This is a genomic window from Paenibacillus solani, assembly GCF_050475945.1.
Lineage (GTDB): Bacteria > Bacillota > Bacilli > Paenibacillales > Paenibacillaceae > Paenibacillus_AQ > Paenibacillus_AQ solani_A.
The window spans coordinates 16,713-30,117 of record NZ_JBCMXJ010000016.1 but is presented as its reverse complement, the minus strand read 5'-3'; the positions used below and the strand labels follow the sequence as shown (position 1 = coordinate 30,117).

Below are 13,405 nucleotides of genomic sequence, written 5' to 3'. Positions count from 1 at the left end.
TACACGTACGAAGAATAGGAGAGAAAAGGTTGTTGGTAAGGAAGCGCGCAGGCGAGTTTGCAATACGCTTTATGTTAATGTCTGCAGCCATCGTCTGGGTTCAATGGACCTCACTTCCTATGCCCATGTTGTGGCTAATCGGACTTGCTCTGTTGGTTTATATGTTATACAGGTTGGGCAGCTTCAGCTTATCCAAAATATCAAATTCAATTAGAGAAACATCCATTTTGGCACTTCTTATGATTATCGGGTTTATCCTCTATTATTTGTGTGGTGAAATGATCAGAAATTCGTTAATCGACCACAAGGCATGGGGGATCATTCTGTCCAGACTGAGCCTGATTCTGTTTGTACTGCCGTTTGCAATCACAACGATGTTTATAAGAGAAAAGCCACTTTATCTCGCCAAAGGCACCTGGATGACAACGATTCATTTTCCGTGGATATTCAAGGGCCCGATTAAAGACCCGATCTGGCGGTTTATGCTGATCTTTCTGGTTATCATTTGTGCAATATTTTCATTTTTTATTGAATGGGGACAGCCCAAATTCCTAGTTCTTGTCGGTTATGCCTTATCCTTTGCGCTGATTAATTCCATACTTGAAGAACTGTTATGGCGCGGGTTCATACTTAGTTATTTTGTAAGCAGATTTGGCGACATACAGGGGCTTATTATTGCCGGCACAGCTTTTGGTCTATACCACTACCACCTCGGTTTTTCTTGGCTCGTTTGCCTCTTGTTTTCACTCTTTGGTATTATGATGGGCGGGGTAGCTATCCGTTCACTGGGCCTACTCCCCGTAACGATCATGCATTTTGTGATGAACATTCTATTTGTTCTTAGCGGCATGATCCTGTAAATCCGTTTTTTCTACGGATAAGACTCGTGATTCTGCTAGTCATCTTTGTAAATATGGATACCATTATCTGCAGTCTGTTAGTAAGAAGGGCGTCTATAGACGTTCTTTTTTCGTTTTTATCTATATAGGGAAATGATATGGGGAAAAAATATGCTGTTCATGTTTTTTTAATTCTTTTATTTTTTTTGTAAAAAAGTGCAGGGGCAGCTCTCAAAGCTGACGTCAATGGATATGGGAAGGGAGGGGAGAGTTATTGATGCAGAAACGTTAATCACGCGTATCCTGCAAGGTGAGCAAGATGCCTTTCGGGAGCTGGTGGATCAATACAGCCAGCATGTGTTCCATACGGCATATTCGGTCCTGAGAGATGCCAAGGAAGCGGAGGATGCGTCGCAGGAAGTGTTTATTCAAGTATATAAAGCTCTCCCCCAGTACCGATCTGAAGGCTTTAAGACCTGGATTACACGAATCACTGTGAATAAAGCAATTGATATGAAAAGGAAGCTTTCCCGCAAACCACCGGAGCAGCTCTCCGGCGACCATGATGAAGTAATGGATAAACTCCCTTCCCGGGACGAAGATGTAGCCTCTCTGCTGATACATAAGGAGAAGAGAGAGGAACTCCGAGAGAAAATCGAGCAATTGCCTGACAACCATCGTGATATCATTACAGCATTTTATTTGAACGAGAAAAATTACGAACAAATCGCCGACGAGATGAAGGTTACAGTAAAAACGGTTGAATCCAAATTGTACCGGGCCAGACAATGGATCCGCAAGTCTTGGAAGGAGGAGGAGTGGAAATGAACATGGGGGTTAACGACGAGTACAGACATCTGACGGAACGATATATTAGAGGAGAAGGTACAGATGAAGAACGGTCGAACTATGAGGAACTCATGTTGTCGGATGACAGCGTACTGACATTGTACATGCAAGTTCTGGCCGAGTTTGAATCGGAACTGCCGAACCTGCCGGATCCGGAAGCATTTGCGGATGAACTAGTTGCCCATGAGCAGATCAAACCATATGTCCACAGAACAACACTGCGGAATCAGGATCATCCGAAACGTTGGTATGAACGAGCCATCGTCCATTATACCATTGCAGCGTCCATTACCATGCTGTTCCTCTTCACCGGGGCATTCAACCAGCTGCTTCCGGGTGAAACCAGCAGGGATATCTCCTTGTCCAATACACCTTCCTACAGCGAGCATTGGATGGAAAAGACAACAGGCTGGCTTGACCAGCTTTTATCTAGAACAAATGAATGAAAGGAAGATGCCTTGTGCAACCACAACGAAATAAAGGGTTTGCCTTTATATTAAATATTCTTCCTGGCCTTGGCCATTATTATTGGGGAAGAAAAGGGCGTGCACTATTATACCCTTTCTTGTTTTTTGGAAGTTTGTTTGGCGGATTTTTGTTAGGGATCATGAGTGGTACTGGAAATATTTTTGCCTTGGGCCTTCTTGCTGCAATCATGATCTGGGGGATTAGCATGCTTGATCTGTTAATTGCTCTAATCCGCTACAATCCCGTAACGATGATTCGCGATGAATATGGGCGGCCTATGGAGATTCGTCAGGAAAAGAGCGATGAGTCCGAGCGCTTTTACACCATTTTGTTATCCTTCATCCCCGGGCTAGGTCATTTTCAAATGGGTTTGATGCAGCGGGGATTGTCATTTCTCATTGCATTTTTCGGGCTTGGTACCATTATGCTGTTTCTGACAGGCTTGACTCACCAAACGGTATTTCTGCTATTCCTGGGAATGCTCCCAATCATATGGCTCTATTGTATGTTCGACGTGGTACAGCTGGTCCACCGCAAACAAGCAGGGGAATTTATTGAAGACCGAACCCTCTTTGATGAGCTAGAGAGTGGCCGGGATAGCGGGCGCCGCAGTAAAGTGGTTGCTACCTTGTTATCGGCGTTTCCCGGAGCGGGACAAATGTATTTAGGGCTGCAAAAGCGTGGACTTCAGCTCATGGTTCTTTTTCTCGGCAGTATTTATGTATTGGATGTACTCAAGCTGTCGCTGTTCCTGTTTTTGATTCCGCTGATCTGGTTTTATGCTTTTTTTGATGGGTTACAGCAAGTAAGCCGATATGGCAGAGAACCGCTGCGAGATAATCCAATCATCTCAGGGGTAGGCAATCAACAGCGCTGGCTTGGGCTTGGACTGCTGATTCTCGGTATCTATTTTGTATTTACAAGCGTGATACTGCCATATTTGAATACACTGTTTCCGGATATCCATCATTATTCCTTCATCGGGGAGTACTTGAAGACGGGAATCATTGCTGTTCTTTTGATAGGCGGAGGAATCAAGCTCATGACAGGCTCCAAGAAGGATTCAATTTAATGAAAAGAGATCGTCTATCGTATATATGAACGAGATATGGAGGAGATAAAGTGGCTAAAAATCTATATTATCTGCTGTATATTGCACTGTTTGTTGTAACTTGTTTATTTATCGTTAATGCTTACTCATCCCCGGACTCGCCTCCGTCGCCTTCAATCACTTTATCAGAGCAGAATCAGAATCGGCTTTAGTCTATTCTATAGATACAGAAAAAAACCTGTACAACGAGTTGAATCGTTGTACAGGTTTTTTAGTTTTCGCGTTACCAGTATATAAACCGGTTGCCTTGCAAGACGTGCCATCCTGATCCACGAAGCAAGACGTGAATGACAATATGCGAAGATCTGCTGATAAGAACACCGATGACAGTGTTTTTTTTAGTTCAGACTCAATCTGGAAAGATATATTAATAGGTATCTTGCAATAATCAGTACTAAATGGTAATATTTCCTTCATAGGTATTGAACAATAAATAGTACTGAATATAGCGATGTTGTTAGGAGGAGTATAGTTGATTAAGATCCGATCCAAGAAGGCAGCTATGATCAAGGCGGTGAATGTATGCAAATCATACGATACGGGAACCGAGCAATTCCATGCAGCAAAAAGCGTGAATTTGGATTTGTATGAAGGGGATTTTACAGTCATTATGGGCAGCTCGGGTTCTGGCAAATCCACACTGCTGTATCTGCTGAGCGGTCTGGATACGCTAACCTCTGGGGAAGTATACTTTAAAGGACAACGGATTGATGAATATTCTGAAAAAGAGATTACTTATTTTCGCTCCAACAAAATCGGATACGTCTATCAATCGATTCATCTAATTCCGGATTTCACCCTGTTTGAGAATGCTGCCTTTCCTGGATATGTGGCTGGCCGCAGCAAAAGCGAGGTCCATCACCAGGCGATGAACCTGCTGCAGATGATGGGGATTGCCGAACAAGCCGATCGCTTGCCTTCTCAAGTCTCGGGAGGTCAGCAGCAGCGGGCAGCCATTGCCAGAGCTCTAATCAATTCACCTGAGGTGATTTTTGCAGACGAGCCAACGGGAGCGCTTAGCCAGGAGCAAGGTACGATCATCTTGGATATTTTGACGGAGATGAACCGTAAATCACAATCGATTGTCATGGTCACACATGATATAAAGGCAGCATGTAGAGCGGATCGTTTGGTCTTGGTGGAAGATGGGAACATCCATGGAATATTGGAGCTAGGGAAATATTCGACAGAGCAATTGAAAGCGAGAGAAAACCAGATATTCAAGTTCATGGCAAATAGGGGGTGATCATGAATGTATGCGGTCTGGAAGCTATGCTGGTCTAACCTAATAATAAAAAAAGTACAGAACGGTTTCATGGCGATCATTATCATGTTATCTGCCTTCCTTCTCACCACAGCGGTGCTCGTTATTAATAACACGAACCGGGTTTATGAAGATATGCATGCCAAGACTCATGGCGCCCACCAAATATTACGTCTGGAGAACGGCATTCATGATCCTGGGCAGGTCCAACAGTGGTGGGCAGCACAGGAAGGAGTAACGGCCTCATACATGATGCGGTATCGCTATCTCTCCAGCATGTCTCATGCTGGAGAGGAAATTCCCAATGTGGACTTGTTTATGATGAATACACCAAAAGGCCCTTTTTCCGTCGATAAGCTTTTATTTGTACAAGGAGAAGAGAGGAAGGCACCTGAGCCTGGGACAGCCTGGATTCCAACATCTCTTGCTTATTCCAACGATATTGAAGTGGGCGATCCGATTGAATTCAAGACAGATAAAGACACCTTTCAATTGCGAGTCGCAGCTGTTGTGATCGACATATCGTATTGTTCACCTTTTGCAACGAGCGGCAGAATATGGATGAATGAGCAGGATTACGATGCTCATATGTCCCCGCTGCAAGGCGAGGACATGTACATGATCGGGCTACGTTTTGATGATTACAGCCAGAATCGAGCTTATTGGGAGGGCTTCGAAAGAGCTCTAGGTGGACCATACCTGGAGTCAGTGAAGGATTATGAGAATATATCCTCTTACTATATGATCGCAAATCGTGTTATTAGCTTCATCATGGTATTTCTTGCGGTTGTGATGATCTCTGTTGCTCTATATACGCTTGGTTTTACGATATCCGATGCGATACTTTCGAGCTACAGGACAATCGGGATAATCAAGTCCATAGGTTTAACCTCTTTTAAAGTGGTTTCGGTCTACGTGTCACAATATACGCTGTTGGCCTTGGTGTCGGTCATACCCGGGATCGGACTCAGTTTCTTTTTCTCCAACCAAATTGTTAACAGCTCGATGGCGTATCTCAATACGGGAGCAGCGGATATGAATATACAATTCTCGGCGGTCGCTATATGGGTAGGAGCTGTGGTGATTGTGGCCATCTTTCTTTCAGCCCTCATGTTTTCCTATAAGGCCCGCAGTATCCAACCGGTTCAAGCGATTCGATACGGAATGTCGGAGAAGAAGAGTTCAAGAACATCTGGGAAGGGAAGCACAGGGAAGAAGAACCTGCTGAATCTGGGGGCGCTTCCGACAGAAATGATGATCGGCCTAAGAGGGATAAAGAAGAATGCTCGAGGCTCTACACTGATCCTAGTGATCTCGGCATTATCCACTGCGGTACTTGTATTTGGATTTATATTCGTTTACAGTATCTCTTCAATTCATGGAACGATTGGAAAATGGGGATATGATTCGTCCGATCTATCCGTAAGAATCGATAATTCTGCAGTACTGAGCTATGATCAGCTTCGCGAGGATATATTATCGGATGCGAGAGTAAAGAATTATAGCCGTTATGGAGACGCCAATGCGGTTCTGCCGATAAATCAGGAGCTATCAGCCGACAAGAAGCAAGATACGATGGGCATCCTGCTGACCGTGGCAGAAGGAAATTATGATGAGATCGGCTATGAGAACGTCAAAGGCCGAAATCCGTTGAATGACCAAGAAATTTCAGTAGGCGTTAACATCGCCAGAAATCTGAATATCGATCTGGGAGACCCTGTGGATATCTATATTGAAGGAGTGAAACATACGCTCACCGTTACCGGCATTTATCAGGCGATTGCCAACATGGCCTATACGGGACGAATCACAGCAGATGTCATCAAAGAAGGCAGTCGCGATTATGAAGCCGTGATGAATACAATTTTCATCAATCTGCAAGACGGCGTTTCAATCGAGGACTTCGTGAACGAACTTCATCTCAGGTATGGCAGCTCGATCGGGGGGGCAAGTCAAGCTACGTTAGTGGATGAGGTGTTTTCTCAAGCGGTTCTAATCTTGATACTTCCTATGTCGATCATGGTGTTGTTGTTTCTCATCATTACCTTTGTTATTATTTACAGCATCTCCCGTATTCACATGAAGAAGGAGAGCAGGACGTACGGAATTTATAAATCAATCGGCATGACGTCCAGACAGATTCGGATGTCGGTAACGACGGGAATATTTGCGGTCTCGACACTCGGGGCTTTAGTAGGAGTACCATTAGGATATGCATGTCTGCCGCCATTGCTTAACTTCATTTTAGCGGATTACGGTATTGTTGAAGTTCCTTTAATTATGAATGGAGCAGGCGTAGCCGCGATGATTCCCCTGAGTATTATGGCTGCATGCTTAGGTTGCTGGTTCGCATCTCGATCTGTACGAACCACCTCACCCCGTATCTTGACAATGGAATGAATAAAAAAACCTGTAAAACGAATCAAATCGTTTTACAGGTTTTTCAGTTTCCGCTCCACCAAAATATAAATCAAGATGAAGACAATTATGGTTGCGATACCGGTGATTGTGAAAGAGCCGGTAAGTCTCGCAATAAGCAGCAGGATGACCCCGAAGATCATCAAGAGCAGGCTGACGTAGGCATTGGCTGCTTTGAAATTGCGTTCACTCTTAAGAGAAGATGTGGTTTTATAAGCGTAGAAGCTTTTGGTACTCTTTGGTGGGATCAAAAAAAGCAGCAGTCCATACAAAATAAATATGATCCCGATAAACAAACTTTCAAGCACTAGCCTTGCACTCCTCTGATCATAACGTGCCGGCTGCACCCGAGCCCTGTTGGTACACGGGTGCTAACGCCAAATGTATGCGGCTATCCGGCTGTTACTGTTCTAATACTTGTATTCGTTCATTTTACTTGGTGCCGGCAGCGTTTAGAAGCAATCGACGATATGAATATTCGAATATGAATTCAAACGCCTCCAGATGTTTCTTCGCTTCAAAGGCATTTTTACCCCACGCATAGATGCCATGATTGCGCAGCAGAATACCCGGCACTGCAGGATCAAGCGCATCCGGAACGAGCTCGGCAATCCGCGGGATGTCTGCATAATTTGGAAGAATCGGGATGCGAATCGCGGCGTCTTCTTCCCAGATATTAAACGCTTTGATCAGCTCAATGCCTTGGGCGAGCATATAGCCTTGATCACCATGCCAGTCACTCATCAGATTATTATCAATCGTATGCACATGAAAAATCGCCCCGCAGCCGGTTTTGCGATAGATTTCACAGTGGATCAAGGTTTCCGCACTAGGCTTTAAACCAGTTTCCTCGCAAGGCGCGCCATTCTGATCCACGAATAAATAATCCTCAGGTGTATGCACAGACTTGTCTTTTCCGCTTGCAGTTACCGCAAAATAAAACTTCTCTGGCGAAAAATCGCCAACACGGACGGATAGATTGCCGCTGGTGCCGGGGAACCAATTTCTCGCAGCAAACAGCTCCTTGATTCCTCTAAGATCATGTAACGCGGCCTGTTTCTGTTCGAGCTGGATCGCTGAAAATGACATTTATAGCACCTCCCGTTTAAACTTGTTTTTCATGTCGTTTTGAATATCCGTAAATGTCTCAAAAGGCACGTGATGCACGCCAAGCTTCTTGCACTGCTCGGTGAGCGTGGAACGGGAATAGACCAGGTCGGCCTGCTTCGCGCCTTCAAAATCGGTAAGACTGTCCCCGATCAGAATCCGGTAATACTGCTCGGCAGGGAATCGGTCCATGACCGTTACCTTGCACATGCCGCAATCGTTATTGCACGATTCTTTGCAAGGATGAGGCCATGTGATTTCAATATGTTCCCTATCGAAATTCGCACCGTTGCAGAAGATATGGTCTGTAGGAATATTAAACGGCTTCAACAATGGATCTACAAAAAAATCGATCCCGCCGCTTGTAACATAGAACTCAATCTGCTCGGACTTCAAATAATCAAGGAATGTCCCGAACCCTTCGCGTATTCCTGCATGGCTCAGCACGAAATCGGTGATCTCCTCCTGCATGGAGGAAGGGAAGAGCGCGAACATGCGGCCAACGCCCTCCCTAATAGAAATGGTCCGTTCGAGTGTATCCTGCATGATCGGCTCATAACCTTCCGGCTTGAAATGCTTCATGATGGCGACAATGTTGTCGTTATTCGTAATGGTTCCGTCAAAATCGCAAAAAATGATGGGCTGTCTATCTCTTGATGTCATGCTTCTCCTCCCCAGATATCAAGTGCTGCTTTCAGTTCCTCGTGTTCTTCGGCATACTGGGCAAGAGGCAAGGATTTCATCGTTGCCTCAATCGCTTGTACAAAGGCTTTGCCGCCCGCTTCAGTTCCCATGGGATGACCGTGGATACCACCGCCGGCATTAACGACTACGTCCATACCGAAATCACGCACGATGCGCGGAACGAGTCCAGGATGAATACCAGCGGATGGTACCGGCATGCTGCGCTTTACACCCAGTTTTGCGCTGTGCAGCTCATCGCGAATGGCCAGATTCTCTTCTCTTGGCATCGTTACAGAACCGTAAGGAGAAGGGAAGAGCACCAGGTCCGCGCCCGCGATTCGCATCAGTTGACCGAGCAGTACCGGAGCCGTGATCCCGTAATGGGGAGACGGATAGAGCGCACCGGCGAGAGCTGGATGGGCCGCAATCGGGACCGTAATGTCAGGATCTGCGCTTAGCTCGTGCAGAACGTCATAACCATAAGAGAGCACATTGAAGAGCAGGGCATTGGCGCCTGCATCGATCGCGCGCAGTGCTTGCTCACGGAGCTTTGAAGTCCGGCCCGTTAGGTTGGCTGCATACAGCAGTTTTTTACCTGTCTGTTGTTCGACTTCAGCTGCCGCCTGTATGCACATGCTCACCCGTTTCTCGATCGGGGTTAGATCATTCTCGAACAGGATCTCATCATCCTTGATCAGATCCACGCCACCAAGGGCCTGGCGGATGAATTGAGCTCTAAGCTCGTCGGCATTCAGTCCGATCACAGATTTAAAGATGCTCATGAGCAGTGGACGATCATGGACGCCAAGAAGATCACGGATTCCGTCAATACCGTATTTCGGTCCAGGGAACGCACTTAAGAAGTCAGGAGACAGGTCTAGGGACGTCAGCTTGATGCGCCCGTCCATGGAAATTTTGCCGAACACGGTAACAAGCAGCGCAGGAATGTCCCGGCTAAAATTAATATCCGGATAGGCGATGCTGACATCGGCATAACGGCTGCCGGGTTCCCAGCCTTCGTTAACCTGAATATCAACGACTTCGCCTAGATGTTTTTGCATAGCTTCACGTTTGGCCTGGGGCAGCTCGGTCCAGCTGCCAACCGTCATGCCAACGGCAATGGAGGTTGCTTTTTTTCGAAAATCCGCCTGGTCGTCATAGATACGGTATGTTGCAATGCAGCGGCTCATGAGATTTGCTCCTTCAGCATGGCGCCCATTTCCTTGGAGCGCTCAGCACAGCGGTTCACTGCAGCAATGACGGTTTCAAAGAACTCACCCTGATCAAGGGTTTCTAGGGCAGCCTGCGTGGAACCGTTCGGCGACGTGATTTTTGCGCGCAGCGATGAAGGCAGCTCTCCGGTCTGCTGTACCATGCGGGCCGCGCCCAGAATGGTTTGGAGCGTTAAATCACGGCTTTGCTCCGCAGTTAAACCGCCTCGTATTCCCGCAGCTGTCATGGCTTCCATCATATAATAGAAATAAGCAGGGCCACTGCCGGAAATGCCGGTCAAGATATCCATTTTTTCTTCCTCGATAATAGTCACACTACCTACAGCTTCGAATATGGTGAGTACAAGCTGACGCTGCTCTTCGCTCATTTCCTTCGAGAAGGAAATTCCTGTCGAACCCAGGCCAATCGAAGCAGAGGTGTTGGGCATCGTACGCGCGATGGGCTGCTGCTTCCCGAGCAGCGTCTGCGTTGTATAGATGGACAGCCCGGCGATAACGGAGATGATCAATTGATCACTTGAGAGCATCGGACCAAGCTCCTTCAACGCCTTGGCAGCATCTTTCGGTTTCATGGCCAGTACAATAACCGGGGAAGTTTTTAAAATTTCGATTTTGGCGGCATCGTCGTTGTTGATCTGGATGCCGTAACGTTCACTCAATTCCTGAAGGCGCTGGGCATTGCTCCTGTTGAGCATCGTGATATTCTCTGGAAGCACGACGGAACGGCTCACCATTCCTCGCACGATCGCTTCAGCCATCGAGCCTGCACCGAAAAAGGTGATCGCTTTATCTATTAGGGGTCTGTTCTGTGGGGCATGGCACATCGTAGTTTCCTCCTTCAAGGATGATATGAATGTCTATTATTCGCGAATTTGACCACTACCGATAATAACATATTTCGAGGAGGTCAGCGCGGGTAGCCCCATCGGTCCACGTGCATGGAGCTTTTGGGTGCTGATTCCGATTTCGGCGCCAAAGCCGAATTCGAAGCCGTCCGTAAAGCGGGTCGAAGCGTTATGGTATACAGCCGCCGCATCTACCTCTTGTAAGAATCGGTTTGCATGATCCGCATTCTCAGTCACGATGCATTCCGAATGCTTCGTTCCGTATTTTGAAATATGCGCTATGGCTTCATCCATATGATCAACGATTTTCACGTTCAAAATATAGTCGTTATACTCGGTGGCGTAATCCTCAGTCGTAGCCTCAGTGGCCCATGGCGCATACTGCAGAGTGCGCTCACATCCGCGCAGTTCAACTTTGCGCTCCCGGAGAGCCTCAGCTAATGCCGTCATATTCGATTTGGCATAGTCAGCATGGACAAGTAGTGTTTCCATGGCATTGCAGACCGAAGGACGCTGTACTTTGGCATTGATGCTAATGGCTGTTGCCATGCTTGGCTCAGCGGATGCGTCCAGAAAAGTATGGCAGATTCCAGCGCCGGTTTCGATCACAGGAACCGTAGAATTCAAAACGACATTTTGAATGAGTGAGCTTCCGCCGCGCGGAATAATGACGTCCAGCATACCACGCAGCTTTAACATTTCATCCACGGAGGATCGGTTCGGATCTTCAATTAGCTGAAGCGCATCCTTCGGCAATGCCGTGCGCTCCATGGCTTCGTGAAGTACCTCGACAATTTTGCGGTTGGAGGAGAGGGCGGATGAGCCGCCTCGAAGCACCACCGCGTTGCCTGTCTTCAAGCACAGGCCAGCTGCATCCACCGTCACGTTAGGACGGGCTTCATAGATGATGCCAATAACGCCAAGTGGAACACGTTTCTTCACAATGCTCAGCCCGTTAGGGCGCTCGATCGTCTCCAAGGTGTCGCCGATTGGATCAGGCAACTCGGCGATTTGGCGCAGGCCTTCGGCAATCGCTTCGATTCTGGCTTCGTTGAGCGCAAGCCGGTCGAGCAGGGAAGCAGATGTGCCGTTTTCTTCTCCGCGGCGCAGATCCTCTGCGTTCGCTTCCATGATATCAGCAGCTCGCTGAATCAACGCGTCTGCCATGATGATCAGTGCCTGGTTTTTCTCATCTGTACTTAATTTGCCGAGACTGAACGCGGCCTGTTTGGCGAGTTGGGCTTTACTGCGTACTTCACTCATGATAATTCCTCCTTGGACATGCATTTAAATAATAACTACAACACATGGTTTACTTTAATGTGATCCATTCATCACGGTGAATGACCTCTAATCGGTGGATCTCACCGATGATGTCGATCACTTGGCTGCTTGGTAAACCGAGCACGGACTGCAACTGTTCGTCATCGTAATTCACGATCCCTCTGCCGAGCTGTTCGTTGCTCATATTGACGACCTCGACCACATCCCCTGCGTGAAAGCTGCCTTCGATTCGTTTGATACCAACAGGAAGAAGGCTGTGGCCGCCGTGAAGCAAAGCCTGCTCAGCTCCAGGATCGACCACGATCCGGCCTAGCGGGGAGGACATAAAGCCCAGCCATTGCTTCTTCATGGGCAGAGAGGATAGGTGAGTGGCAAAATAGGTTCCTTTGCCTGTGTGCTCCAGAACTTTCAGTAGATCACCGGTCTCGTTGGCTTTACCGATAAATACGGGAACACCGCCGCGCGTAGCGATTTTGGCAGCATCAATCTTGGAGCGCATGCCGCCTGTGCCTACACTGGAACCTGCCCCTCCGGCTATGCTGTAAATTTCCTCTGTAATTTCATCGACTTCTTCATATCTCTTCGCCTCTGGCGACTTGCGGGGATCAGCCGTATATAATCCGTCCATATCGGTCAGAATGATCAACCGCTGCGCACGAACCAGGTTAGCGACCAAAGCAGAGAGCGTATCGTTATCACCGAATTTCAATTCGTCAATCGAAACCGTATCGTTCTCATTAATGATAGGAATGACATCCTGTTTAAGGAGTTCCGTAATAGTCATGTTCGCATTGTTCATTCGTTTGCGGTTGGCAAAATCCGTTCGTGTCAGCAAAATTTGCGCAGCCTTCAGCTGATGCTCTGCGAGTGCATTCTGGTAGGCACGCATTAGCAGCGCTTGACCCAGCGCAGCCGAGGCTTGCTTTTCATGCAATAGCTTAGGTCTTGTGTCGTAGCCAATCTCCCGGAAGCCTGCAGCAACGGCTCCAGAGGTTACAAGCAGAACCTCATGTCCGCGCTTGCGTAGTGCCGCCAGTTCTCCGGCAAAAAAAGCGATGGCATCAAGATTAAGTCCACCTTCATCTGTCGTTAGAGAGCTGCTTCCGATTTTTACGACGATGCGTGAGCGCATCGTGATCACTTCCTTGTATGATAGTGGTATAACTGTTTGAATCCTTTAGATAAAATAAAAAAACTCCCGTCCTGTATGAAAAAGGACGAAAGTCTAACTTCCGCGGTACCACCTTCGTTGATGAGCTTTAGCTCACCCGGCTTTAGCCCTGTAACAGAAGGCACTGTCCTGG

14 protein-coding genes are annotated in these 13,405 nt (G+C 47.3%); 7 read left to right on the top strand and 7 right to left on the bottom strand.

The window, feature by feature from the left end; genetic code table 11:
* The first annotated feature begins 29 nt into the window (after positions 1-29).
* The 7 genes from ABEQ74_RS18670 to ABEQ74_RS18640 all read left to right on the top strand — a co-directional run bounded on the left by ABEQ74_RS18670 (position 30) and on the right by ABEQ74_RS18640 (position 6,931).
* Positions 30-860 carry a CPBP family intramembrane glutamic endopeptidase gene (locus ABEQ74_RS18670; RefSeq protein WP_430123637.1) on the top strand — a complete coding sequence of 277 codons (831 nt, stop codon included), beginning with the start codon at positions 30-32 and terminating at the stop codon, positions 858-860.
* Positions 861-1,085: 225 nt separating this feature from the next.
* Complete coding sequence (locus tag ABEQ74_RS18665; protein ID WP_430123636.1) at positions 1,086-1,667, top strand: RNA polymerase sigma factor; 582 nt, start codon at positions 1,086-1,088, stop codon at positions 1,665-1,667.
* Positions 1,664-2,134: a hypothetical protein gene (locus ABEQ74_RS18660; protein ID WP_430123635.1), complete on the top strand. Its 471-nt coding sequence runs from the start codon at positions 1,664-1,666 to the stop codon at positions 2,132-2,134. Before ABEQ74_RS18665 ends, ABEQ74_RS18660 begins: the two co-directional genes overlap by 4 nt.
* Before the next feature lie 14 nt (positions 2,135-2,148).
* On the top strand, positions 2,149-3,228 hold the full coding sequence (locus ABEQ74_RS18655) for a hypothetical protein (RefSeq protein ID WP_430123634.1): 1,080 nt from the start codon (positions 2,149-2,151) through the stop codon (positions 3,226-3,228).
* Between the two features lie 50 nt (positions 3,229-3,278).
* Positions 3,279-3,419: a hypothetical protein gene (locus ABEQ74_RS18650; RefSeq protein WP_165593377.1), complete on the top strand. Its 141-nt coding sequence runs from the start codon at positions 3,279-3,281 to the stop codon at positions 3,417-3,419.
* Between the two features lie 350 nt (positions 3,420-3,769).
* A complete protein-coding gene (locus tag ABEQ74_RS18645; RefSeq protein ID WP_430124236.1) occupies positions 3,770-4,513 on the top strand; it encodes an ABC transporter ATP-binding protein in 744 nt (247 codons plus the stop codon).
* A gap of 6 nt (positions 4,514-4,519) precedes the next feature.
* Positions 4,520-6,931, top strand: coding sequence for an FtsX-like permease family protein (locus ABEQ74_RS18640; RefSeq protein ID WP_430123633.1), 2,412 nt, complete (start codon positions 4,520-4,522; stop codon positions 6,929-6,931).
* Between the two features lie 32 nt (positions 6,932-6,963).
* On the opposite strand, the gene ABEQ74_RS18635 is transcribed toward ABEQ74_RS18640, so the two are convergent.
* From ABEQ74_RS18635 to proB, 7 genes are all read right to left on the bottom strand, one after another.
* Positions 6,964-7,257, bottom strand: a complete 294-nt coding sequence (locus tag ABEQ74_RS18635; protein ID WP_430123632.1) for an SdpI family protein — start codon at positions 7,255-7,257, stop codon at positions 6,964-6,966.
* Between the two features lie 124 nt (positions 7,258-7,381).
* Entirely contained in the window at positions 7,382-8,038 is a 657-nt protein-coding gene (gene mtnB, locus ABEQ74_RS18630; protein WP_430123631.1) for a methylthioribulose 1-phosphate dehydratase, read from the bottom strand.
* Positions 8,039-8,719, bottom strand: a complete 681-nt coding sequence (locus tag ABEQ74_RS18625) for a 2-hydroxy-3-keto-5-methylthiopentenyl-1-phosphate phosphatase (RefSeq protein WP_430123630.1) — start codon at positions 8,717-8,719, stop codon at positions 8,039-8,041.
* Entirely contained in the window at positions 8,716-9,930 is a 1,215-nt protein-coding gene (locus ABEQ74_RS18620) for a 2,3-diketo-5-methylthiopentyl-1-phosphate enolase (protein ID WP_430123629.1), read from the bottom strand. Before ABEQ74_RS18620 ends, ABEQ74_RS18625 begins: the two co-directional genes overlap by 4 nt.
* The gene (proC, locus tag ABEQ74_RS18615; protein WP_430123628.1) at positions 9,927-10,796 is read right to left on the bottom strand and encodes a pyrroline-5-carboxylate reductase; all 870 of its coding nucleotides are present in this window, start codon (positions 10,794-10,796) and stop codon (positions 9,927-9,929) included. The genes ABEQ74_RS18620 and proC overlap by 4 nt, the downstream gene beginning before the upstream one ends.
* 36 nt (positions 10,797-10,832) lie before the next feature.
* The gene (locus ABEQ74_RS18610; protein WP_430123627.1) at positions 10,833-12,080 is read right to left on the bottom strand and encodes a glutamate-5-semialdehyde dehydrogenase; all 1,248 of its coding nucleotides are present in this window, start codon (positions 12,078-12,080) and stop codon (positions 10,833-10,835) included.
* A gap of 49 nt (positions 12,081-12,129) precedes the next feature.
* Positions 12,130-13,233, bottom strand: coding sequence for a glutamate 5-kinase (proB, locus tag ABEQ74_RS18605; RefSeq protein WP_430123626.1), 1,104 nt, complete (start codon positions 13,231-13,233; stop codon positions 12,130-12,132).
* Between the last annotated feature and the right edge of the window lie 172 nt (positions 13,234-13,405).

Coding starts and splice junctions, on each gene's coding strand:
- ABEQ74_RS18665 (WP_430123636.1), top strand. CDS start 1,086: ATGGATATGGGAAGGGAGGGGAGAGTTATTGATGCAGAAACGTTAATC.
- ABEQ74_RS18660 (WP_430123635.1), top strand. CDS start 1,664: ATGAACATGGGGGTTAACGACGAGTACAGACATCTGACGGAACGATAT.
- ABEQ74_RS18645 (WP_430124236.1), top strand. CDS start 3,770: ATGATCAAGGCGGTGAATGTATGCAAATCATACGATACGGGAACCGAG.
- ABEQ74_RS18640 (WP_430123633.1), top strand. CDS start 4,520: ATGTATGCGGTCTGGAAGCTATGCTGGTCTAACCTAATAATAAAAAAA.
- mtnB (WP_430123631.1), bottom strand. CDS start 8,038: ATGTCATTTTCAGCGATCCAGCTCGAACAGAAACAGGCCGCGTTACAT.
- ABEQ74_RS18625 (WP_430123630.1), bottom strand. CDS start 8,719: ATGACATCAAGAGATAGACAGCCCATCATTTTTTGCGATTTTGACGGA.
- ABEQ74_RS18620 (WP_430123629.1), bottom strand. CDS start 9,930: ATGAGCCGCTGCATTGCAACATACCGTATCTATGACGACCAGGCGGAT.
- proC (WP_430123628.1), bottom strand. CDS start 10,796: ATGTGCCATGCCCCACAGAACAGACCCCTAATAGATAAAGCGATCACC.
- ABEQ74_RS18610 (WP_430123627.1), bottom strand. CDS start 12,080: ATGAGTGAAGTACGCAGTAAAGCCCAACTCGCCAAACAGGCCGCGTTC.
- proB (WP_430123626.1), bottom strand. CDS start 13,233: ATGCGCTCACGCATCGTCGTAAAAATCGGAAGCAGCTCTCTAACGACA.